We start from the raw sequence: 20,295 nt of genomic DNA on the forward strand, positions 1-20,295 counted from the left end.
GTGTTCGCGCAACTCCCATCCGCCGAGCTTCACGACCACGTCATCTGCGCCATCAGACCTCAGGCGTAGCGAGAGCGTCGACCAACCACGCGTTCCGTTGCTTCAGCAACTTCGTCATGTACGGAGTCAGCACCAGGGTATCCACCCACCGCCCGACCGACCCGGCTGGCGACTCGAACTCCACGACATCAGTCATCAACGTGCCGCCGGCGACCGATTCGAATCGGTGCTCATGCCACCACCGCCGAAACGGCCCGGACTCCTGCTCGTCCACGAATCGGTGCGGAGCGTCGTACTGACTGATCACCGAGGTCATCTCGACAAGATCACGGTCGGCACTCATCATTCGACGCTAGTTCGCGGAGGCGGTCCGCGCTCTCAGCATCGGCGGGAAGGAATGTCTCGATCGCGAGGCTCGCCGCTGTAACCTCCAGTGGAGCACCGATCGTTGCGATCAACGTGAACAGCCGGACCGGGCCCAATGGCGTGCGGAGCTCGAGCGTGACCATCGGCTGCTGGGCGGCCACCGTCGGCGTTTTGCCTGGCAGGTAGGACTCGACCTCGTCGATCAGGTCGACGAGTGCCTGGTCGGCGTTGTCGCGGCCCGTGCGCCTCAGCCGTTGTATCAGCGGAAGGCTGCAGGCGGCGGTCATGGACGAGACACTGGGCAGGCCGCCGGGATGGACCGACAGACGCAGCATGTTCAGCGGTGGCTTCATGAGCTCGGGATCCACCCCGCGCCACAGAAGGGACGCTGCGTCGTTGGCGTCGACCAGGTTCCACAACCCGTCGACTATCAGCGCCGGGTTGGGCATATGCGCATCCAGCAACCGGCCTAGAGACTCGCGCAGCAGCCTCATCGCCTCAGAGTCGTACGGCTCATCGAGGTACAACGGGGCGAAACCACCGGCCAAAAGCAGGTGGTTGCGTTCGGACATGGGCAGGTCGAGGTGATTCGACAGGTGGACCAGCAGCTGTCGGCTGGGCTGCGCGCGCCCCGTCTCCACAAAGCTGAGGTGCTTGGTCGACATCTCAGCGTCGAGGGCTAGCTCGAGCTGACTGAGCCGCCGGTGCAGTCGCCAGAAGCGGATCAGCTCGCCGACGGTCTGTGGCTCTCCCCGTGCTTCTGCGGTCATCTGGCTGTTGTCGCAATCTCCGCGGTCTCGTTGGCGGGTTCAGCCTACGACGAGGGTCCGCCGACCATCCATTACCTGCCGGGTAATGCGAATGGCTGCACCAAGGAGGTAATGGATATCGCGCTTCGCCCGGGCGATCGTGGACGGCGTCCACAGCCACGCATCTGGAAGGCAACAGCATGAACCCCACCTACACCGCAGTCGCCACCTCATCCGGTCGCGACGACCGCGCCGTCACCTCCGACGGGCAGCTGGATGTCCAGCTCGCACTGCCCAAGGAGATGGGCGGAACCGGCGACGGCGTCAATCCCGAGCAACTGTTCGCCGCAGGCTGGGCCGCCTGCTTCGCCACGACCTTGGATTTGATCGCGCAGCGGCAGGGCCTGGACGCCACGGACGTCGCGGTCACCGCCGAGGTCAGCCTCGTTCCGGCCGGCGCGGGTTTCACCCTGGCCGCCACGCTCCGGGTCGGGCTGCCCGATCACCTCAGCGGCGAGCCCGGCAACAGGTTGTTGGAGGCAGCACACCGCTCCTGCCCGTACTCCAAGGCCACCCGGGGAACCATCCCGGTCGAGGTCGTCGTCGAATAGACCGAGCCCCGTGCCGTCAGGCGACGTCCTGCTCTTCTCGACGAATTCGCGGGTACTGGGCGGCACGTTCTCCGACGTGCCCCGCACTAGAGAGCTGACCAACCGATGACAACCATCAACGCCAATGACGTCTCGCTGGGCATCGAGTCCTTCGGTGACGACGACGCACCACTCGTTCTGCTCGCGGGCGGGACGACGATGCTCTCCTGGCCCGACGCGCTTTGCGAGCGCCTCGCCGCTGGCGGACGTCGCGTGGTGCGCTACGACCTGCGCGACAGCGGCGAGTCGACGACGGCGGACCCGGCGGCGCCCGCCTACACCTTGCGCGACCTCGCCGCTGACGCGGCGGCCCTTGTCGACGCGCTCGGCGGCGGCCCCGCGCACCTCGCGGGGATCGGCGTCGGCGGGATGGTCGCCCAAGCCGCCGCGCTCGACCATCCCGGCGTGTTCTCGGCGCTCACGCTGGCCGGCACTCGCGCGGTTGCGCCCGGCAAGGCCGATGCCGACCTCCCCGATCACGACGAGGCGACGATGAAGCGCCTGTTCACGCGTCCGATGCCCGACTGGACCAACCGCGAGGCGGTGGCGGAGTTCGCCGCTGCCCGCGCGGAGATCCGCGGCGACGACCCCGTCGCCGCACGCGCGATCGCCGCGCGCATCTGGGATCGCACACCCGGCACAGCACCCCCGATCCAGATGGCCAACCAGCTCGGCATGGTCTTCGCCAAGCTCAACTGCAAACCCCGCTGGCGGGAGCGACTACCCGAGATCGAGGTCCCCACGCTCGTCGTCCACGGTCGCCGGGACCCGTTCTTCCCCGTTGGAAACGGCGAGGCAATCGCGCGCGAGATCCCCAGGGCACGGCTGCTCGTCCTCGAGGAAGCTGCCACTGCGATTCCCGATGCGGCGGCCGGCGAGGTCGCCGAGGCCATGGTCACGCTGGGGTAGAGAATGGCGTGTAACGCGGGGGTATGGCATCCGCGAAGCAGCGGGCGTCGCAGGCTCGAGAGTTCCGCGGGCGCCGATCGCAGGCGCGGTCGCGCGGCCGTGTCGGACACCAACCGACTCGGCATGCCGACTGGTCGCCGGTCCCACTGAGTCTCCAGGTCGCGGAGACGGGGCGAGGAAGATCTCGCGGCTAGCCGCCTTCTCTTGACCCGGTGGTGCTAAGCGGACGATGACTTGCCCGGGTAGGCGGTAGATCTGGTTCTCGCCCGCGCGGATGGCGGATGCGTCGGTCGTTGACCCCGATACTGTGCTGCCCCTTGCGATCGCCCTCGAGCTGCTCGAGACGGTCGCCCGGTGGGATCCGGAGATCCTCGACGTCCGTCGCAGCGTGCAGCAGCTCCAGCTTTCGGAGCGCCTTGCGTTGAAGGACCTTGTCGAAGGCCTTGACGTATCAACGGCTGCACCTGGAGGTCGGCTTGCGTGTTGAGTCCTGCCGCTCGATGAGGCGCAGAGCAACGTTGCAGAGCAAGAGGATGACGTACATGATCGTCATCGCGCACAGCGCGACGAACGCTGCGACCAGCGGCACCACCGCATAGCTCGGGTCCGGGTCGATGTGTTCCCCGACGATCCCGACGACGATCAGAACGGCGACCAGGAGCCCAGCCGCGACGCCGACCCAGAACGACGTGTGTAGCGGGCGCTCGAGGTTGGCCCACGCATACTTGTTCCGCTCCGGGGTCTTGTCGGGCACCGGATCAGGAACCGAATGATGAACCCGCGGCCCCTGCTTCCGCTTCCGCGGACGAGAGCCCGCGCGCCCCATGACCGCAGGTCAGACGTTGAATCGGAACTCGACGACGTCGCCGTCAGCCATGACGTAGTCCTTGCCCTCCATGCGCACCTTGCCGAGGTCACGGGCCTTGGCGACCGAGCCGCACGCGATGAGGTCGTCGTAGGAGACGATCTCGGCCTTGATGAAGCCCTTCTGGAAGTCGGTGTGGATGACACCGGCGGCCTCGGGGGCGGTGGCGCCCTGGGGGATCTCCCACGCGCGGACCTCCTTGGGGCCGGCGGTGAGGTAGGTCTGCAGGCCGAGGGTGTCGAAGCCGACGCGGGCCAGGATGTCCAGGCCGGGCTCCTCGACGCCGGCGTCGGCCAAGAACTCGCGGGCCTCGTCCTCGTCGAGCTCGACGAGCTCGGACTCGAACTTCGCGTCCAGGAAGATCGCCTCGGCGGGAGCGACCAGCTCGCGCATCGAGTCCTTGAGCGCCTCGTCGGCGAGCTCGTCGGAGTCGCAGTTGAAGACGAAGATGTAGGGCTTCGCGGTCAGCAGCATCAGGTCGCGGATCAGAGCCCGGTCGATCTTGGTGGCGATGATCGGGGTGCCGGCCTCGAGGGCCTCCTTGGCCTCGACCGCGGCGGCGAGGTTGGCCTTGAGGTCGGGCGCCTTGCGGGACTCCTTCTCCAGCCGCGGGATCGCCTTCTCGACCGTCTCCAAGTCGGCCAGGATCAGCTCGGTCTGGATCGTGGAGATGTCGTTGGCGGGCTCGACCTTGCCATCGACGTGGGTGACGTCGTCGTCACGGAACACCCGGGTGACCTGGCAGATCGCGTCGGACTCACGGATGTGGGAGAGGAACTTGTTGCCCAGACCCTCACCCTGCGAGGCGCCGCGCACGATCCCGGCGATGTCGACGAACTGCACCGTGGCCGGCAGCAGCTTCTGGGACCCGTAGATCTTCGCCAGCTCCGGCAGCCGCTCGTCGGGCACCCCGACGACGCCGACGTTGGGCTCGATGGTGGCGAAGGGGTAGTTCGCCGCGAGTACGTCGTTCTTGGTCAGAGCGTTGAAGAGGGTCGACTTGCCCGCGTTGGGAAGTCCCACGATGCCGATGGTGAGTGCCACGATCGACAATCCTAGGGTCGTACGTCGAGCACAGCCGAAACGCGGACAGAGCCGGGGTCGGACCGGCAAACTCGACGGCGTGAGCGAGCTTCCCGGCAGCACCCTCCCGACCGGCTTCCGCTTCGGCGCCAGCACCGCTTCCTACCAGATCGAAGGAGCGGCCGACGAGGACGGACGAGGTCCTTCGGTCTGGGACATCTTCTGCGCCGAACCCGGACGGATCGTCGACGGCTCCAGCGGAGCGGTGGCGTGCGACCACTACCACCGGCTCGACGAGGACCTCGCGCTGATGGCGCGGCTCGGGCTCGATGCGTACCGCTTCTCGATCTCGTGGTCCCGGGTGCTGCCGACCGGCGCGGGCAAGATCAACCAGGCGGGCCTGGACTTCTACGACCGGCTCGTCGACGGGCTCCTCGAGCACGGCATCGCGCCGATGGCGACCCTGTTCCACTGGGACACCCCGCAGGTGCTGCAAGACGCCCATGGCGGCTGGCTGAGCCGGAAGACGGCGCAGAGATTCGGAGAGTACGCCGCGGTCCTGGGCGAGCGGCTCGCCGACCGGGTCGCCCACTGGTGCCCGGTGAACGAACCGAACGTGGTGACCGTCCTCGGGCACGCGATGGGCATCCACGCCCCCGGTCAGGCCCTCGTCTTCGACGCGCTGCCGGTCGGTCACCACCTGCTGCTCGGTCACGGCCTGGCGGTCCAGGCGCTGCGCGCCGCGGGCGCGGGCAGCATCGGCACCGCGACGAACCACATGCCGGTCTGGCCGGCGACCTCCTCGGAGGCGGACCAGGCCACCGCCGGGCTGCTGGACACGCTGTGGAACCACTCGTTCGCCGACCCGGTGCTGCTCGGGAGCTATCCCGAGGACCTCGCCGCGCTCTTCCCGGTCCAGGGCGGAGACCTGGAGGTGATCAGCGCGCCGCTCGACTTCTACGGCCTCAACTACTACAACCCGACCGCCGCTGCCGCCGCGCCGGAGGGCGCGGCGAACCCGATCGAGCAGCCGCCGATCACCGGCTACCCGACCACCGACTTCGGCTGGCCGGTCGTCCCGGACGGCCTCCATGACCTGCTGACCGCCCTGCACGAGCGCTATCCGGAGCATCCGCCGTTCGTGATCACCGAGAACGGCGCCTCCTACAACACCGCCCCCGGCGACGGCGACGCCGACCGCATCGCCTACCTGGACCTCCACCTGCGCCAGGTCGAGCGTGCCGTGGCAGACGGCATCGACGTCGACGGCTACTACTGCTGGTCGCTGATGGACAACTTCGAGTGGGCCGAGGGCTACACGCAGCGGTTCGGACTGGTCCATGTCGACTACGACACCCTCGTCCGCACTCCGCGCGAGTCCTTCGACTGGTACTCATCCGTAATCGCCGCGCACAAATTCCGCCGCTGAAGACCAGCCACCCCATAGGCTCGCCTCCTGTGAGCTCCCCCGAAGCACCCCAACGACTGCGCGAACCTGCTCATCAGGTCTCCGAGCGCGCACCGGCCTACTGGCGCACGACCTCGGCCATCGGTGCCGTGTTCTGGCTGGTCTTCGCGGTCGGTGCGGCGGTCACGGCGTTCCTGGTCCCCTCCGGATGGTGGACGTGGCTGATCTGGCTGGCCGTTGCGCTGATGGTCCTGGCGCCGATCCCGGGACTGACCTTCGTGCCGTCGGTCCGGTTCCGGATCCACCGGTGGGAGGTCACCGAGATCGCCGTCCACGTGCGCCATGGCTGGCTCACCGTCGTCGACGAGATCGTGCCGCTCTCCCGGGTGCAGACGGTCGACTCGACCCAGGGGCCGCTGATGCGGCACTTCGGGCTGCGTACGGTCAAGGTCTCGACCGCCTCGTCCGCAGGCATCGTCGAGATCTCATGCCTCGACGACGCGCTCGCGCTCGAGGTCGTCGCGAAGCTGGTCGCGATCACCGCGGCGACGCCTGAGGACGCGACGTGAGCACTCCGGAGACGCCCCCGCCTCCCCCGACGACCCCGCAGCCCCCGACACCCCCGCAGCCCCCGGTCCCGGAGGACGACTGGCAGCGCCTGGCCGGCTGGACGGCCGTGGTCAGCCCGATCTCGACGCTGCGCCAGGCCGTCATCCCGGTCGCCGTCGGTGCCTTCGGCGCCGGGCAGGCCAACCCGCTCATCGGTCTGCTGGTCGCTGTCGGCATCGCCGTGGTCGCCGCGGTCATCGGCCTGATCCCCTGGCTGACCACGACGTACCGGGTGACCCCGACCCATCTGGAGGTCCGCAAGGGCCTCCTCAACCGCACCACCCTGACCGCCCGCCTCGACCGGGTGCGCAGCGTCGATCTCAACTCGACGCTCGTCCACCGTGCGCTCGGCGTCACCAAGGTCAGCGTCGGCACCGGCGTCGACGAGGGCCAGATCAACCTCGACTCCCTGACCAAGGAATCCGCCGCCCGGCTGCGACGCGAGCTGTTGCACGCCACACCGTCGCCATCGGCGGCCGAGGCCGGCGTGACCCCCGGCGCGGCCCCCGGCGCGGCCCCCGGCGCGGCCCCCGGCGAAGCCGGCGACGTGGCGACCGCAACCGGTGGCAGCGACGTCGCACCAGGCTCCGTCGCCGACGACGGCGAGGTGATCGCCAAGCTCGACTGGTCCTGGATCAAGTACGCCCCGCTCAACCTCAAGAACCTCGCGATCGCACTCGGTGGACTGGCCGCGTTCTTCGGCGCCTTCTCCGAGCTCATCCCCTGGGAGCGGACGATCGGGATCCGGATCGACGACGGCGAGCTCAACGGCCGTCCGATCGATTCGTACCTCAGCATGCTGCTGATCGCGATCCCGATCGCGCTGGTCGTCGCCGCACTGGTGTGGACGGCCGGCTCCTGCGTCGGCTACGTCGTGCGCTGGTGGGATCTCCAGGTCGTGCGCGAGCAGGGCCGGGAAGGCACCACGCTGCGCCGCAGCTTCGGCCTGACCAGCACCCGCGCGACGACGGTGGAAGAGGCGAAGGTACGCGGAGCCACCTCGACCGTCGGCCCGCTGATCCGTCTGGCCGGCGGCGCCGACCTCAACCTGCTCACCACCGGTCTCGACGACAACTTCCCCGCCGTCCTGCCCACAGCGCCGGAGTCCGTGGTGTCGGCCGTCGGCACGGACATCCTCGGCGAAGACGCGTTCTCGGCCGAGCTCACCGGCCACGGACCGCGACCACGGCGCCGCTATTGGTTCCGGGCGCTGTTCGGCACGGCGATGTGGACGTTGGTCGCACTCGTGCCGACGGTGCTGATCGGCATCTTCGGCGACACCTGGCTCTGGTGGCTACCGGCCGCGATACTGGTGGTCGCGCTCGTCCTCGAGCTGCTCGGCGCCGAGCTCGCCCATCGTCACCTCGGTCATGCGCTCACCGAGCGCTACCTGGTCGTCCGCTCGGGCTCCTTCACGACCGTTCGCACCGCACTGCAGACCGAGGGCGTCATCGGTTGGCGGGTCAAGCAGACCTACTTCGACCGTCGCCTCGGGCTCGCCCAGGTCACCGCCATGACGGCGGCCGGCCGGGAGTACGTGGAGGTCCCGGACGTGCCGCTCGAGACAGCCGTCGCGCTCGCGACGGCGGCCACACCGCGTACGGTCTCGGAGTTCGTCGAATAACCCGTTCCACTTCGGACGGGCTTCGGTGGATGATCCGGCCATGACTATCCCGATCCGCCACCTCACCTTCGACTGTGCCGACCCCCGCAAGCTCGGGGAGTTCTGGTCGGCGGTCACCGGCTGGCACCTCTTCTACGACGAGGACCCTGAGGTGATCGTCGCCAAGAGCTTCCCCTCGACGGAGATGATGCTCCTCTTCATCCCGGTGCCCGAGGCGAAGTCGGCGAAGAACCGCGTCCACATCGACATCAAGCCGGAGGACACGACCCGTGACGAGCTGGTCGAGCGGGCGCTCGCCCTCGGCGCCACCGTCTTCGGCGACCACCGCAAGGAGGACGGGACCGGCTTCGTCGCACTCCGCGACCCCGAGGGCAACGAGTTCTGCGTCGAGCGTGGCGAGCACGAGATGACCTCGCGTGGCCCGATGACGATCGGGCTCAAGATCTGACCTCAGCAGGTCTGGGCCTCAGCGGGTGAGCACTCCGACCCGCCCACCGGCACCGGCGGCCCAGCAGGTGCCGCCGACACAGTCGACGACGTGGAAGCGGGTCTGCTCGGCGCCGAACGGCTTCCAGGAGCGGCCGTTGTCGTGGGTGAGGTCGCTGCCGTTCGGGCCGACCGCGATCGCGGTGCTGCCGCCGATCCAGGCGACCGCCTCGCGGTATCCACCCAGATCGGAGGCGGAGTTGGTCCAGGTGCGACCACCGTCGGTGGAGTAGGCAGCACGGTCGACGCCGTCGTCCTCGAGGCCGAAGTCGCCGCCCACTGCGATCCCCTGGCGGGGGTTGCGGAAGCCGAGGCCGAAGACTCCGGCGGCCTCGCCGGTCGCGATCGTGGAGTCGGCCGACGACCAGGTGCGGCCACCGTCGTGGGTGGCGTGGACCTTCGCGGCCGAGCCGCCGCCACCGATCCAGGCGTCCCGCGCTCCCGCGGTGACCAGGCAGGTCCCGCTGGCGGAGTAGCCGACCTCGCCCGGAGCCTCCAGGCCACGCGTGTCCGCGATCGTCCAGGTGTCGCCGCCGTCAGCGGTGGTGATGATCCGCCACTCGCCGTCCACCGGGTCACTCATCGCGATCCCGCGCTTGCCACCGGGCCAGAAGTCGAGACAGTTGTAGAACGCGGCCGGCTCCGCGGAGCGGAACGTCTCGGTCCAGGTCGCGCCACCGTCGACGGTCTTGTAGATCCGGCTCGCCTCGCCCTCACCGATCGAGAGCACCACCGCCTCGCTCGCCGAGCGCGCCTCGACGTCACGGAAGAGCAGCTCGTCGGCTCCCGGCGGGGACACCTCGTCCCAGGTCTGGCCGCCGTCCGTCGTACGGAACACTCCCCCGCCGTCGCCGCCGAGCCACGCGGTGTCCGCGTCGACGGCGTCGAGCGCCCGGAACCCCTGCGTCGTGTCGACGTTCACGGACGTCCAGTCGTACGCACCTCCTGGCTGCGCCGACAGCGCAGCCTGCGCCGCCGGCGCGAAGGTGAGGGTGGCGAGAGCGAGAGTGGCCGCCGCAGCGGCTCCGACAACGATGCGCACGGAGTTCACCCTGTCCCTGCCGGCGCATTCTGTCCACCGAACTGACAAAATTCGTCCGCCTGAACAACACCATCAACAGGCGAATCTGTAGTTCTGGGTGACGAATATCGAGTTTCATCCTCCACAACTACAGATTCGGTCGCCGGAACTACCGATTGGACGTGCCAATTCCGCAGTCTCTGCAATTTTCTTCCATGGCCGGTTGATAGCCCCTAAAGTGAATCGCCGTGCCGCGTATCAGCGGTGCAGATGGAGAGGTTGTCATGAGCAGAACGACACTGACTAGGCGCGGAAGGCTCGCGGCTGCGGGTCTCGCCGCCGCGGTGGCGGTTGCGATGCCGTACGCAGCAACCCATGCCGCAGGGCCGGAACAGGCCACCGCCGCGAGCGGCAAGACGCCGACACAGCACGGCAAGATCGTCTCCCTGATGCAGCACATGTCGCTTCAGCAGAAGATCGGCCAGCTCTTCGTGATCGAGGTCTACGGACGCGACGCCAACAACATCAGCGACACGGCGAAGGCCGGGAACCAGAAGCTCTACGGGGTGGACACCCCGGCTCAGGCGATCGCGAAGTACCAGCCCGGCGGCGTCATCTACTTCACCACCCGCGGCCCCGACAACATCGGTGACCCGGCCCAGGTGGCGACCCTCTCCAACGGCCTCCAGCAGGCCGCGCTGCAGCAGCGGCCCAAGATCCCCTTGAACATCGCCGTCGACCAGGAGGGCGGCGCGCTCGTGGCGCGCTTCGGTCCCGCCAGCGGCGCGACGCAGATGCCCGGGCAGATGGCATTGGGCGCCTCCGGCTCGACCGACGACGCCGCCCGTTCGGCCGAGGTGATCGGCACCGAGCTGGCCGCCGTCGGCGTCACCCAGGACTACGCACCCGTGGCCGACGTCAACCTCAACCCCAACAACCCGGTGATCGGGATCCGCTCGCCGGGCGCTGACCCGGCCGCGGTCTCCGACATCGTCGCCGCCGAGGTCGAAGGCTTCGACGACGGCAACCTCTCCTCGATCGCCAAACACTTCCCCGGTCACGGCGACACCGGAGTCGACAGTCACTACGGCCTGCCCGAGGTGACCCACACTCGCGAGGAGCTCGAGGAGATCGACTTGCCGCCCTTCAAGGCCGCGATCGACGCCGGGATCGACGCGATCATGACGGCGCACGTGACCGTGCCCGCGATCGACCCCACCGGCGAGCCCGCGACCATGTCCGAGCCGATCCTCACCGGGCTGCTCCGCGAGGAGATGGGCTTCGACGGCCTGATCGTCACCGACGCCCTCGACATGCAGGGCGCGGCCGCGACCTACCCGGCCGACGTCGCACCGGTCGAGGCCTTCCTGGCCGGTGCCGACCAGCTGCTCATCCCACCGAAGATGGACGTCGCCTACGCTGCGGTCACCGACGCCGTCAAGGAGGGCACGATCTCGCGCAAGCGGCTCGACGAGTCGGTCTACCGGATCCTGAAGCACAAGCTCGACAACGAGATCTTCAAGAGCCCCTACGTCGACGTCGCGGCCGCCCCGGCGGTCTTCAACGACCCGCAGCACAAGGCCGACGCCCAGTCCATCTCCGACCGCACCACCACCTTGGTGAAGAACGACGACGACCTGCTGCCGCTGGCGGCCGGCCCGAAGAACGTTCTGGTCGCAGGCTGGGGCGTCGACACCACCGCGGGCATCGCGGCCGGCCTCCAGAAGCGCGGCGCGACCACCCAGGTGCTGCAGTCGGGCACCACGCCGAGCGACGCGAGCATCGCCGCTGCGGTCGAGGCCGCCGAGGGCAAGGACCTGGTCGTGGTGCCGACCAACAACGCCTGGCAGATCAACCCGTCGACCGGTCAGCCGACCCCCGCCGCGGTGGCCCAGACCAAGCTGGTCAAGGCCCTGCTCGACACCGAGACCCCGGTGGTCGTGACCGCGATGCGCAACCCGTACGACGTCACGTCCTTCCCTGAGGCCGCGACCGTCCTGAACACCTATGGCTACACCTCTCACCAGCTCGAGTCGCTGGTGCGGGTGCTCTACGGCGAGGTCGACCCGAGCGGCAAGCTGCCCGTCGAGATCCCCGACCTCTACCCGCTGGGTCACGGGCTCTCCTACTAGTCCCGAACAGGTTCCACAGAACGACGATGGCGGCCCTCCCGCATCCGGGAGGGCCGCCATCGTTCTGCTACCGGCTCAGGAGCCGTACAGCGCCCGGACCCCGGCCGCGTCGGAGGACTGGAACTCCAGGTCCGCCGAGCCACCGTTGCATTGCGGGTAGTGCATGATCGAGGAGGAGTCGTACGGGGTCAGCGCACGCCAGTTGTTGTCCTCGAAGCAGGTCGCCGCCTCCGGGCGGGTGTGCTCGTGCCGGAACCCGAGCGTGTGCCCGAGCTCGTGGGCGATGATGTCATCTGCCTCCCAGCTGCCCGACGAGAAGATCGAGTCGTCGATGAGCACGTTGCGCGAGCGCTTGGAGGTCGACGGGAAGAACGCCCGGGCGATGTACTGCGTGGTGTTCACCGGCTCGACCGAGAAGAGCACGTTGGAGTTGCGGGTGTTGCAGGAGGAGTCCTGGCTGGGGACGTAGATGTAGTCCACCTTCGAGCTCGCCGCCTCCCACATGCCGGCGCCCTGCTCCATGGCGGTGACGATGGCGGCCTTGTCGGTGCCGAACTTGTTCGAGACGCAGTAGGTCAGGTTGAGCGCCTGCGAGGCCGACCACTTGTCGTCCTTGCCACTGACGGTGTTGACGATGAGGCCATCCTCCGGGATGTGCTTCGGCGTCGAGACCATCGACTCGTAGAACTTGTGCAGGTCACCCTGGTTGGAGACGACCTCGTCGCCGTTGACGACGTACTGACCGTCGACGTCCACGTACGTGGACGCCTCGAACTCCCGGTAGCTCGGCGCCTCTTGGGCGGATGCGGGAACCATCGACGCAGTCAGCGCCGCGGCACCCGCAGCCGCGGCGATCATCATGGGAATACGAACTCGCATAGCTCTTCCTCCTGGATTCGTGAACGACCGCCGGCGATCGACGCCAGCGGCCACAGGAGATTCAAGCGTCGACATTTAGGAAGGGCCATAGAAACTATGGTCAAATTCCCGACGAACAGGCAAAAGTTTCAACGCGAACTCATAGGTTTGCACCAATCACGTCACGGAGCGGGCCAGATGACCTTGTCCTCGTCGTCGACGACCGCTTCGGCGAAGGACGTGTCGAACCAGGAGGCGGCGTCCTCGGGCGTGACCTTCTGCCCGGCGTACGTCGACACGACCCCGGCCAGCGCGGCGACGTTGTCGGGGTCGACCGAGCCGAACCTGCCCGGGAGCGGGTTGTCGGCAGCGACCTCGACCTCGGTGCGCCAGATCGCCGTCTCGTGCTCCTCGTCCGACTCGGCGCCGGCGAGTTCGTGCTGATAGGCGATGCACTCCTCGACGTGCTCGTCGGCGGCACAGTAGGCGTAGGCCTTGAAGATGGCGCGAAGGAAGTCCTGGACCGCGGTGGGGTGCTTCTTCGCCCAGGCGGGGTTGACGGAGTAGGCGCCCAGCGAGCCGGGCACGTCGAAGTCGGTCGGCTCCCAGACGGTGACCTCCTCGCCGGCCTCCTTCAGCTGGTTGGGCTCGTTGGAGACGAACCCGACCAGCGCGTCGACCTGCCCGCGGGTCAGGATGCCGGGGTCGTAGCCGACCTTGACCTGCTTCACCAACGACTGGTCGACCCCCGCCTGGGCGAGCATCGCCTGCACCCCGACCGGCACCCAGCCCTTGTGGCCGAGGGTCTTGCCCTCGAGCTGGGCGAGGTCGGTGATGCCGGTGCGGGTCATCAGCACATCGAGACCGGCGTTGGAGTAGGACGAGACGCCGAGCACCTCCAGCCCGCTCGCGTTGGAGGTCATGATGTCCTGCTCGGACAGCGGCCCGACCTGGACCTTCCCGGCGGCGATCAGCTTGGCGTTCTGGGAGACGTCGCCCGAGCCCGGCTGGAGCTCGACGTCGAGGCAGAGGTCGTTGAAGTAGCCCAGCCGATCCGCGGCGATCGCCTCCATGATCGAGGCCGACGCCTGCCAGTAGTAGCCCGACATGTAGGTGATCTTCCCGGCCGCCTCGTTCTGCTCGCAGCGCTCGGCCGAGACCGCGCTCCCCTGCTCGCCGGCAGTCTCCTGCGAGGACCCACAGGCGGTCAGCGCAGCCAGCAGGACGAGCACCGTGGCGAGGGCAGGGGCTATCGGACGTACGCGGGACATCAAGGGCTCCTTAGGAGGATCAGGGCTGGTGCCAGCGGAGCACTCGCCGCTCGGCGAGCGTCACGAACCAGAACAGCAGCGACCCGAGCGCCGCGAGGACGAAGATCGCTGCCCACACGGTAGCCAGTCTGTTCTGTGAGCTGGCCACCTGTATCACGCTGCCGAGCCCGTCCGCCGAGCCCGCGGCGGCGAGCTCGGCCACCACCGCGCCGATCATCGAGAGCGGGAAGACGATCCTCAGGGAGGCGAAGACGTAGGGAAGCGACGCCGGGACCCGCAGGTACCGCAGCACCTCCAGCCGGCTCGCGGCCACGGTGCGGTAGACCTCCAGCACCGGACCCGGCACCGTGCGCAGCCCGGTCGCCACGTTGATCAGGATCGGGAAGAAGCAGACCAGGGCGGTCAGGACGACCTTCGGTGCCATCCCGAAGCCGAGCGCGACCACCAGCAGCGGCGCGATCGCCACCAGCGGTGTCACCGACAGCACCACCGCCAGCGGCATCACCGCGCGTCGCACCACCGCGACCTCGCTCACCACCACGGCGAGCGCGAAGGCGGCGACGAACCCGATCCCGAGCCCCACCATCGCCTCGCCGAGCGTGATCAGGGTGTTCTCCAGGAAGTAGACCGGATCCTCGCTCAGCACTCCCGCGATCTCGCCGAGCGGCGCGAACAGGTAGGGCATCTGCCGCGCCCCGATGCCCCACGCGATCGCGAGCACCACGACGAGGAGGACGAACGGGAGCCAGTACGCCGGACGGAGCAGCCGAGTCCGGCGACGCAGGCGGCGAGCGGCGAGCTGCTCAGGGGTGGGGACGAGGAGATGCGGCCGCCTCGGTGAGATCGGCTGCGTACCCGTCTGTGCACCTGGCTGGAGGGTCACGAGACCACCTCGCCGTGACTGAAGGCATCCCGCAGGCTGTCACGCAGGGCCAGCTCGTAGGCGTGGAACTGCGGCGAGGTGATGATCTCCTGGTGGCGCGGGCGGGGCAGGTCGATGTCGATGATGTCGGTGATCCGGCCGGGCCGCGGCGCCATCACCACCACCTGGTCCGACAGCCTGACGGCCTCGGAGATCGAGTGGGTGACGAAGACGACGGTCGCGCGGGTCTGCTCCCACAACTCGAGCAGCTGCTCCTGGAGAGCCTCTCGGGTGAACTCGTCGAGAGCGCCGAACGGCTCGTCGAGAAGGAGTACGTCGGGGCGCAGCCCGAAGGCGCGTACGATCGCGGTCCGTTGCTTCATGCCGCCCGACAGCTCGGCCGGGAGCTTGTGGAGCGACTCCCCCAGACCGACCTCGCGCAGCATCGCCGCCAGGTCCGGGCGGCCGCGGTCGCTACGACGGTTGACCTTGTGGGGCAACGTCACGTTGCCGAGCACGCTCAGCCAGGGCAGCAGCGCAGGAGACTGCGGAACGAACCCGAAGGCCTTCGCCTCGGCGGCCTCCCTCGGCGTCAGGCCGCAGACGGTGATCCTCCCCGCGTCGGCCGACTCCTGCCCGCTGATCAGGCGCAACAGCGTCGACTTTCCACAGCCCGAGGGACCGATGATGCTCACGAACGTGCCCGGCTCGATGGTCAGGTCGACGTCGTCCAGTGCGATCAGATCGACGAGGTCGGCCTGCTCGTAGAGACGACGGACCCCGTGCATCTCGATCGTCGCGCTGCCCACGCCTCAAACGGTAGTCCACCGGGCCTCCCCGATAGTCTGACGGGCGTGCGTATCGCCACCTGGAACATCAACTCCATCCGCTCCCGCATCGACCGCGTCGAGGCCTTCGTCGAACGACACTCGATCGACGTGCTCGCCCTGCAGGAGACCAAGGCCAAGCCCGACCAGATCCCGACGATGGGGCTGGAGGCGCGTGGCTACGAGGTGGCCTCGGTCGGCTACGACCAGTGGAACGGCGTCGCGCTGCTCTCCCGGGTCGGGCTGGACGACGTCCAGGTCGGGTTCGAGGGGATGCCCTCGTTCAAGGACGTGGCCGAGGCGCGCGCCCTCACGGCGACGTGCGGCGGCGTACGCGTCACCTCGGTCTACGTCCCCAACGGCCGCAAGCCCGACGACCCGCACTACGCCTACAAGCTGGAGTGGCTCACCGCACTGCAGAAGGCCGCGGCCGCCTGGCACGACGGACCGTCGGCAATGGTCGGCGACTGGAACGTCTGCCCCTACGACGAGGACTGCTTCGACCCCAAGCAGTTCGTCGGCAAGACCCACCTCACCCCCGCCGAGCGCGACGCCTTCTTCGCCATCGAGAAGGACTTCAAGGACGTCGTACGCCCCTTCGTGCCCGGCCCGGAGGCCTACACCTACTTCGACTACTACCGGCAGCGCTTCGAACGCAACCGCGGTCTGCGCATCGACTTCGTCCTCGGCTCACCGACGTTCGCCTCGCGGGTCACCGGCGCCTTCGTCGACCTCGACGAGCGCAACCCCGCCATCGGCACCGGCTCCCCCTCCGACCACGCTCCGGTGATCGTCGACATCGCTGACTGAGGCCTGCTGCTTCGACTACTTCGGTGGCTTCGGGGGTTTCGGCGGCAGCGACTCGGCGGTCGCCACGCCGCGGCCGACCCAGTCGGCGAGCGCGTCGCCGCGGACCAGGTCGGCGGCGACGTTGACGTAGCCGGACATCGTCCGGGCGCCCATGATCATCGGTTCCGCACCCGCGGCGATGGCGGCCTCGTAGGCCGACTTGCCGGTGCGTACGAGCAGGTCGTCGGGGCCGACTGCGCACGCCATGTTGCCGTTCACCATGAACGCCAGCCCACCGAACATCTTCATCTCGGTGGCACCGGCAGGCATCAGGTCGCGCACTCGTTCGGCCAGCTCAGTGTCGTAGGCCATGTCTCTATGGAATCACGAGTCGGCGAAACCGTGCCCGCTCGAGCAACTGTGCCTGACTGAAACTGTCGGTGGTCCCTGCGAGGATCAGTGGCATGGAGATCTGGATCCTTGTGCTCGGCCTGGTGATCGGTCTCGTCCTGGGTGCCCTCCTCGGAGTGCTGTGGGTGCGTGCGCGGAGTGTGGGGACGGTCGCGGCGGGCATGGTCGACCAGGCAGAGGTGATGCAGGGCCTCGACCGGCTCAGCGACCAGATGCAGCATCTCGACCGGGAGCGGGCGCGCTGGCAGGGACAGTTCGAGACCGAGGTCGGCCGGCTGCAGACCGAGACCCGGACGCTCTCGACCGCGCTGCGCAAACCCCAGGTCAGGGGCCGTTGGGGTGAGATGCACCTGCGGCGCGCGGTGGAGCTCGCGGGTCTGGTGGACAAGTGCGACTTCTCCGAGCAGGTCCACCTGGAGGACGGCCGGCTGCGCCCCGACCTGGTGGTGCACCTGTCCGGCAACAAGGAGCTGGTCGTCGACTCCAAGGTCCCGCTGGATGCCTACCTCGATGCCGCGGCCGCGGACAACGAGGACGACTACCGGGCTCACCTGCGCAGACACACCGCCCAGCTGCGGACGCATGTGGACCAGCTGGCGTCGAAGGCCTACTGGCGCTTCCTGGAGGAGTCGCCCGAGTTCGTCGTGCTGTTCGTGCCCGCGGAGTCGTTCCTCTCGGCAGCCCTGGAGACCGAGCCCGGCCTGATCGAGTACGCCGCGGAGCGCCGCGTCGTGCTCGCCTCACCGACGACGCTGATCGCCCTGCTGCGCACGGTCGCGCACGGATGGTCCCACGAAGCCCTCGCCGAGCAGGCCCGGGAGATCCACCGCCTCGGTCGCGACCTGCACCAACGCCTGTCCACGATGTCCACGCACCTGGACGGGATCGGGCGCTCGCTCAACACCGCGGTGACTCGCTACAACCAGGCGATCGGGTCGTTCGACAACCGGGTCCTGGTGGCCGCCCGTCGTTTCAATGAACTATCGGTAACCGACGAAGATCTCGAGACGCCGCGGGCGGTCGAGATCCGGGCCGTGGAACGGCTGAGCAGCGTAAGGGAGGATGATCGGCGCGCCGCCGAGAATGACGGTGTGCCGGGCCCTACCGTGGGTTCTGATACACAGGCTGCATACGAGAGATCGTGACCCCATGAGTGAGCGCCAGCGAGCGACGATAGGCCTCATGCTGTCGCGTCCGTATCCTGGCGCTTGCGCCACGGAGGCGACGGCATGAGCGAGCGCACCATCTGGGAGGAAGGACGCGAGTCCGGCCGCCATGTTGTCGCGCTCGGATCCGCCACGTCGCTGACGGTGACCTTCGTCGATCTGCTCATCGACGATCAGATCGGCCTCTTCTTCGACCTCACCTTCGTGGCGATCGCGCTGACGCTCGCGCTCATCGTCAGACCCAGTGACTTCTTCGCCGTCGCCGTGCTTCCGCCGCTGATCATGCTCGGCATCTTCATCCTGCTGGCCGCGACCCAGCCCGGGTCGATCGCCGATCCCGAGGACGGGTTCGTCCAAGCTGTGGTCAGCGGCCTCGGACACCATGCGATCAGCCTCTTCATCGGCTACGGGCTCTGCCTGGGCTGTCTGGTGATGCGCCGCCGGGTCCTGCGACAGCGCAGCGACACCCGCGAAGAGGTCGAGCGCGAGCGCGCACTGGCCTCCTGACTCGACCCGTTCGAGGCGTCAGTCCATGGCCAGGAAGCCGGAGACATCGCCGGCTCCCTCACGAATGATCTCGGGCTGACCTTCGGACCAGTCGATGACCGTGGTCGGCTCGGCCGGGGTCTCACCGGCCTCGATCACGATGTCGACCTGGTGGTCGAGCGCCTCCTTGACGTTCCAGCCGAAGACCTCCGGCTCGGTCTCACCCGGCAGGATCAGCGTCGAGGACAGCAGCGGCTCACCGAGCTCGTCGAGGATCGCCTGCACCACGGCGTGCTCGGGGATGCGTACGCCGACGGTCTTCTTCTTCGGGTGCATCAGCCGACGCGGCACCTCCGGGGTCGCCGGGAGGATGAAGGTGTAGGGCCCCGGAGTCGCGTGCTTGATCGCCCGGAAGGCGCTGTTGTCGACGTGGACCATCGTGCCGAGCTGCGCGAAGTCCTTGCAGATCAGTGTGAAGTGGTGGCGGTCGTCGAGACCACGGATCCGCAGGATCCGGTCGCGACCGTCCTTGTTGCCGACACGGGAGCCGAGCGCGTAGCCGGAGTCGGTCGGGTACGCGATCAGCTGGTCGTCGCGCAGGGCGTCGACGACCTGGCTGATCAGGCGGGACTGCGGGTTGTCAGGGTGTACGTCGAGGAATCGGGCCACCCCTCGACCCTAACCCTCTTGGGAGGGGGTGGATCAAGAGGCGACCGGGGGCAAGCCCTAGCGTGCTGCGGCGGCAGCCTTGAGGTCCTTGCGGAGCTCGGTGGGCAGCGCGAAGATCAGCGACTCCTCCGCGCTCTTGTGGGCAGTGGCGTCCGGGAAGCCCCGGGCCTTGAGGAACTCGATGACGCCCTCGACCAGGTTCTCCGGGACGCTGGCCCCGGAGGTGACCGAGACGTTGCGCACACCGTCGAGCCAGGACTCGTCGATCTCGCTGGCGTCGTCGACGCGGTAGGAGGCCTTGGCTCCGGCCTCGAGGGCGACCTCGACCAGGCGGACCGAGTTGGAGGAGTTGCCGGAGCCGACGACGATGACCAGGTCGCTGGCGGCGCCGATCTCCTTGACCGCCTGCTGACGGTTCTGGGTGGCGTAGCAGATGTCGTCGCTGGGCGGGTCGAGCAGCTCGGGGAACTTCACCCGGAGCGCGGCGACGGTCTCCATGGTCTCGTCGACCGAGAGGGTCGTCTGGGAGAGCCAGACGACCTTGGACGGGTCGGGAACCTCGATGTTCTGCACGTCGCCGGGGCCCTCGACGAGCGTGGTCGCCTCCGGCGCCTCGCCCATGGTGCCCTCGACCTCCTCGTGACCCGCGTGGCCGATCAGCAGGATGCTGTAGCCCTCGCGCGCGAACCGCTTGGCCTCGAGGTGGACCTTGGTCACCAGGGGGCAGGTCGCGTCGATCGTCTTCAGCTCACGCACAGCCGCGTCGGAGTGGACCGCCGGCGAGACGCCGTGGGCGGAGAAGACGACGGTCGCGCCCGAGGGGACCTCGTCGAGCTCGTTGACGAAGACCGCGCCACGGTTGCGAAGGTCGTCGACGACGTGCTTGTTGTGCACGATCTCCTTGCGCACGTATACCGGCGCGCCGTAGAGGTCCAGGGCCTGCTCTACGGTGATCACGGCCCGGTCCACTCCGGCACAGTAGCCGCGCGGCTCCGCGAGGAGGACAGCCTTCTCGTCGTCGGAGATCAGGCGTGGGGTGCCGAGGTCGATGCTCATGTCTCCAGTCTAGAGACCCGGCCCGAGAACGCCGAGTCGGCTCGTTCTGACGCCCACC

Annotated in this window: 22 protein-coding genes and 1 pseudogene; 10 read left to right on the plus strand and 13 right to left on the minus strand. The window is 68.4% G+C overall.

Annotation, left to right across the window (positions count from 1 at the left end):
* Window positions 1-52: 52 nt before the first annotated feature.
* Complete coding sequence (locus ABZZ22_RS17485) at window positions 53-343, minus strand: SRPBCC family protein (RefSeq protein ID WP_354933575.1); 291 nt, start codon at window positions 341-343, stop codon at window positions 53-55.
* Window positions 327-1,136 carry a helix-turn-helix transcriptional regulator gene (locus ABZZ22_RS17490; protein WP_354933577.1) on the minus strand — a complete coding sequence of 270 codons (810 nt, stop codon included), beginning with the start codon at window positions 1,134-1,136 and terminating at the stop codon, window positions 327-329. Before ABZZ22_RS17490 ends, ABZZ22_RS17485 begins: the two co-directional genes overlap by 17 nt.
* Window positions 1,137-1,315: 179 nt before the next feature.
* On the opposite strand from ABZZ22_RS17490, the gene ABZZ22_RS17495 reads away from it, so the two are divergent.
* Complete coding sequence (locus ABZZ22_RS17495) at window positions 1,316-1,726, plus strand: Ohr family peroxiredoxin (RefSeq protein ID WP_354933579.1); 411 nt, start codon at window positions 1,316-1,318, stop codon at window positions 1,724-1,726.
* A gap of 105 nt (window positions 1,727-1,831) precedes the next feature.
* Window positions 1,832-2,674 carry an alpha/beta hydrolase gene (locus ABZZ22_RS17500; RefSeq protein WP_354933581.1) on the plus strand — a complete coding sequence of 281 codons (843 nt, stop codon included), beginning with the start codon at window positions 1,832-1,834 and terminating at the stop codon, window positions 2,672-2,674.
* Between the two features lie 190 nt (window positions 2,675-2,864).
* Here ABZZ22_RS17500 and ABZZ22_RS17505 read toward each other — a convergent pair.
* The 3 genes and pseudogenes from ABZZ22_RS17505 to ychF all read right to left on the minus strand — a co-directional run.
* Window positions 2,865-3,089 (minus strand): annotated as a pseudogene (locus ABZZ22_RS17505) (type II toxin-antitoxin system RelE/ParE family toxin); the annotation flags it as partial.
* A gap of 36 nt (window positions 3,090-3,125) precedes the next feature.
* Window positions 3,126-3,428 carry a hypothetical protein gene (locus ABZZ22_RS17510; protein WP_354933583.1) on the minus strand — a complete coding sequence of 101 codons (303 nt, stop codon included), beginning with the start codon at window positions 3,426-3,428 and terminating at the stop codon, window positions 3,126-3,128.
* 81 nt (window positions 3,429-3,509) lie between these two features.
* Window positions 3,510-4,583, minus strand: a complete 1,074-nt coding sequence (gene ychF / locus ABZZ22_RS17515) for a redox-regulated ATPase YchF (protein ID WP_354933585.1) — start codon at window positions 4,581-4,583, stop codon at window positions 3,510-3,512.
* A gap of 79 nt (window positions 4,584-4,662) precedes the next feature.
* Between ychF and ABZZ22_RS17520 the strand changes: the two genes are divergently transcribed.
* Genes ABZZ22_RS17520 through ABZZ22_RS17535 form a run of 4 tightly spaced genes read left to right on the plus strand, consistent with a single transcriptional unit; the run spans window position 4,663 to window position 8,651 of the window.
* Window positions 4,663-5,991 (plus strand): GH1 family beta-glucosidase, encoded by a 1,329-nt coding sequence (locus tag ABZZ22_RS17520; protein ID WP_354933587.1) that lies wholly within the window; start codon window positions 4,663-4,665, stop codon window positions 5,989-5,991.
* A gap of 29 nt (window positions 5,992-6,020) precedes the next feature.
* The gene (locus ABZZ22_RS17525; protein ID WP_354933589.1) at window positions 6,021-6,539 is read left to right on the plus strand and encodes a PH domain-containing protein; all 519 of its coding nucleotides are present in this window, start codon (window positions 6,021-6,023) and stop codon (window positions 6,537-6,539) included.
* Window positions 6,536-8,203 carry a PH domain-containing protein gene (locus tag ABZZ22_RS17530; protein WP_354933591.1) on the plus strand — a complete coding sequence of 556 codons (1,668 nt, stop codon included), beginning with the start codon at window positions 6,536-6,538 and terminating at the stop codon, window positions 8,201-8,203. Before ABZZ22_RS17525 ends, ABZZ22_RS17530 begins: the two co-directional genes overlap by 4 nt.
* A 40-nt stretch (window positions 8,204-8,243) precedes the next feature.
* The gene (locus ABZZ22_RS17535; RefSeq protein ID WP_354933593.1) at window positions 8,244-8,651 is read left to right on the plus strand and encodes a VOC family protein; all 408 of its coding nucleotides are present in this window, start codon (window positions 8,244-8,246) and stop codon (window positions 8,649-8,651) included.
* A gap of 18 nt (window positions 8,652-8,669) precedes the next feature.
* On the opposite strand, the gene ABZZ22_RS17540 is transcribed toward ABZZ22_RS17535, so the two are convergent.
* Entirely contained in the window at window positions 8,670-9,731 is a 1,062-nt protein-coding gene (locus tag ABZZ22_RS17540; RefSeq protein WP_354933595.1) for an oxidoreductase, read from the minus strand.
* A 263-nt stretch (window positions 9,732-9,994) separates the two neighbouring features.
* Between ABZZ22_RS17540 and ABZZ22_RS17545 the strand changes: the two genes are divergently transcribed.
* Window positions 9,995-11,842 carry a glycoside hydrolase family 3 protein gene (locus ABZZ22_RS17545; RefSeq protein ID WP_354933596.1) on the plus strand — a complete coding sequence of 616 codons (1,848 nt, stop codon included), beginning with the start codon at window positions 9,995-9,997 and terminating at the stop codon, window positions 11,840-11,842.
* A gap of 75 nt (window positions 11,843-11,917) precedes the next feature.
* On the opposite strand, the gene ABZZ22_RS17550 is transcribed toward ABZZ22_RS17545, so the two are convergent.
* The 4 genes from ABZZ22_RS17550 to ABZZ22_RS17565 form a co-directional block, all read right to left on the minus strand.
* Window positions 11,918-12,721, minus strand: a complete 804-nt coding sequence (locus ABZZ22_RS17550; RefSeq protein ID WP_354933599.1) for a M57 family metalloprotease — start codon at window positions 12,719-12,721, stop codon at window positions 11,918-11,920.
* 161 nt (window positions 12,722-12,882) lie between these two features.
* Window positions 12,883-13,971 carry an ABC transporter substrate-binding protein gene (locus tag ABZZ22_RS17555; RefSeq protein ID WP_354933601.1) on the minus strand — a complete coding sequence of 363 codons (1,089 nt, stop codon included), beginning with the start codon at window positions 13,969-13,971 and terminating at the stop codon, window positions 12,883-12,885.
* A gap of 19 nt (window positions 13,972-13,990) precedes the next feature.
* Window positions 13,991-14,854: an ABC transporter permease gene (locus ABZZ22_RS17560; RefSeq protein WP_354933603.1), complete on the minus strand. Its 864-nt coding sequence runs from the start codon at window positions 14,852-14,854 to the stop codon at window positions 13,991-13,993.
* Window positions 14,851-15,642: an ABC transporter ATP-binding protein gene (locus ABZZ22_RS17565; protein WP_354933605.1), complete on the minus strand. Its 792-nt coding sequence runs from the start codon at window positions 15,640-15,642 to the stop codon at window positions 14,851-14,853. Before ABZZ22_RS17565 ends, ABZZ22_RS17560 begins: the two co-directional genes overlap by 4 nt.
* A 45-nt stretch (window positions 15,643-15,687) precedes the next feature.
* On the opposite strand from ABZZ22_RS17565, the gene ABZZ22_RS17570 reads away from it, so the two are divergent.
* Complete coding sequence (locus ABZZ22_RS17570; RefSeq protein ID WP_354933607.1) at window positions 15,688-16,470, plus strand: exodeoxyribonuclease III; 783 nt, start codon at window positions 15,688-15,690, stop codon at window positions 16,468-16,470.
* A gap of 15 nt (window positions 16,471-16,485) precedes the next feature.
* On the opposite strand, the gene ABZZ22_RS17575 is transcribed toward ABZZ22_RS17570, so the two are convergent.
* Window positions 16,486-16,821 carry a TfoX/Sxy family protein gene (locus ABZZ22_RS17575; RefSeq protein ID WP_354933609.1) on the minus strand — a complete coding sequence of 112 codons (336 nt, stop codon included), beginning with the start codon at window positions 16,819-16,821 and terminating at the stop codon, window positions 16,486-16,488.
* Window positions 16,822-16,913: 92 nt separating this feature from the next.
* On the opposite strand from ABZZ22_RS17575, the gene ABZZ22_RS17580 reads away from it, so the two are divergent.
* Window positions 16,914-18,005 (plus strand): DNA recombination protein RmuC, encoded by a 1,092-nt coding sequence (locus tag ABZZ22_RS17580; RefSeq protein ID WP_354933611.1) that lies wholly within the window; start codon window positions 16,914-16,916, stop codon window positions 18,003-18,005.
* Window positions 18,006-18,089: 84 nt separating this feature from the next.
* Window positions 18,090-18,533, plus strand: coding sequence for a DUF6542 domain-containing protein (locus tag ABZZ22_RS17585; protein WP_354933613.1), 444 nt, complete (start codon window positions 18,090-18,092; stop codon window positions 18,531-18,533).
* An 18-nt stretch (window positions 18,534-18,551) separates the two neighbouring features.
* Here ABZZ22_RS17585 and ABZZ22_RS17590 read toward each other — a convergent pair whose 3' ends face one another.
* Together ABZZ22_RS17590 and ABZZ22_RS17595 are read right to left on the minus strand one after the other, a co-directional pair.
* Entirely contained in the window at window positions 18,552-19,181 is a 630-nt protein-coding gene (locus tag ABZZ22_RS17590; RefSeq protein WP_354933615.1) for an L-threonylcarbamoyladenylate synthase, read from the minus strand.
* Between the two features lie 57 nt (window positions 19,182-19,238).
* Complete coding sequence (locus ABZZ22_RS17595) at window positions 19,239-20,237, minus strand: 4-hydroxy-3-methylbut-2-enyl diphosphate reductase (protein WP_354933617.1); 999 nt, start codon at window positions 20,235-20,237, stop codon at window positions 19,239-19,241.
* Window positions 20,238-20,295 lie beyond the last annotated feature (58 nt).

The sequence above is a fragment of the Nocardioides sp. NPDC006273 genome, assembly GCF_040613495.1.
Lineage (GTDB): Bacteria > Actinomycetota > Actinomycetes > Propionibacteriales > Nocardioidaceae > Nocardioides.

What these genes read in the sequence shown, in the direction of transcription:
- ABZZ22_RS17485 (WP_354933575.1), bottom strand. Translation starts at nt 343, where the DNA reads ATGAGTGCCGACCGTGATCTTGTCGAGATGACCTCGGTGATCAGTCAG.
- ABZZ22_RS17490 (WP_354933577.1), bottom strand. Translation starts at nt 1,136, where the DNA reads ATGACCGCAGAAGCACGGGGAGAGCCACAGACCGTCGGCGAGCTGATC.
- ABZZ22_RS17495 (WP_354933579.1), top strand. Translation starts at nt 1,316, where the DNA reads ATGAACCCCACCTACACCGCAGTCGCCACCTCATCCGGTCGCGACGAC.
- ABZZ22_RS17500 (WP_354933581.1), top strand. Translation starts at nt 1,832, where the DNA reads ATGACAACCATCAACGCCAATGACGTCTCGCTGGGCATCGAGTCCTTC.
- ABZZ22_RS17535 (WP_354933593.1), top strand. Translation starts at nt 8,244, where the DNA reads ATGACTATCCCGATCCGCCACCTCACCTTCGACTGTGCCGACCCCCGC.
- ABZZ22_RS17545 (WP_354933596.1), top strand. Translation starts at nt 9,995, where the DNA reads ATGAGCAGAACGACACTGACTAGGCGCGGAAGGCTCGCGGCTGCGGGT.
- ABZZ22_RS17550 (WP_354933599.1), bottom strand. Translation starts at nt 12,721, where the DNA reads ATGCGAGTTCGTATTCCCATGATGATCGCCGCGGCTGCGGGTGCCGCG.
- ABZZ22_RS17555 (WP_354933601.1), bottom strand. Translation starts at nt 13,971, where the DNA reads ATGTCCCGCGTACGTCCGATAGCCCCTGCCCTCGCCACGGTGCTCGTC.
- ABZZ22_RS17575 (WP_354933609.1), bottom strand. Translation starts at nt 16,821, where the DNA reads ATGGCCTACGACACTGAGCTGGCCGAACGAGTGCGCGACCTGATGCCT.
- ABZZ22_RS17580 (WP_354933611.1), top strand. Translation starts at nt 16,914, where the DNA reads ATGGAGATCTGGATCCTTGTGCTCGGCCTGGTGATCGGTCTCGTCCTG.
- ABZZ22_RS17585 (WP_354933613.1), top strand. Translation starts at nt 18,090, where the DNA reads ATGAGCGAGCGCACCATCTGGGAGGAAGGACGCGAGTCCGGCCGCCAT.
- ABZZ22_RS17595 (WP_354933617.1), bottom strand. Translation starts at nt 20,237, where the DNA reads ATGAGCATCGACCTCGGCACCCCACGCCTGATCTCCGACGACGAGAAG.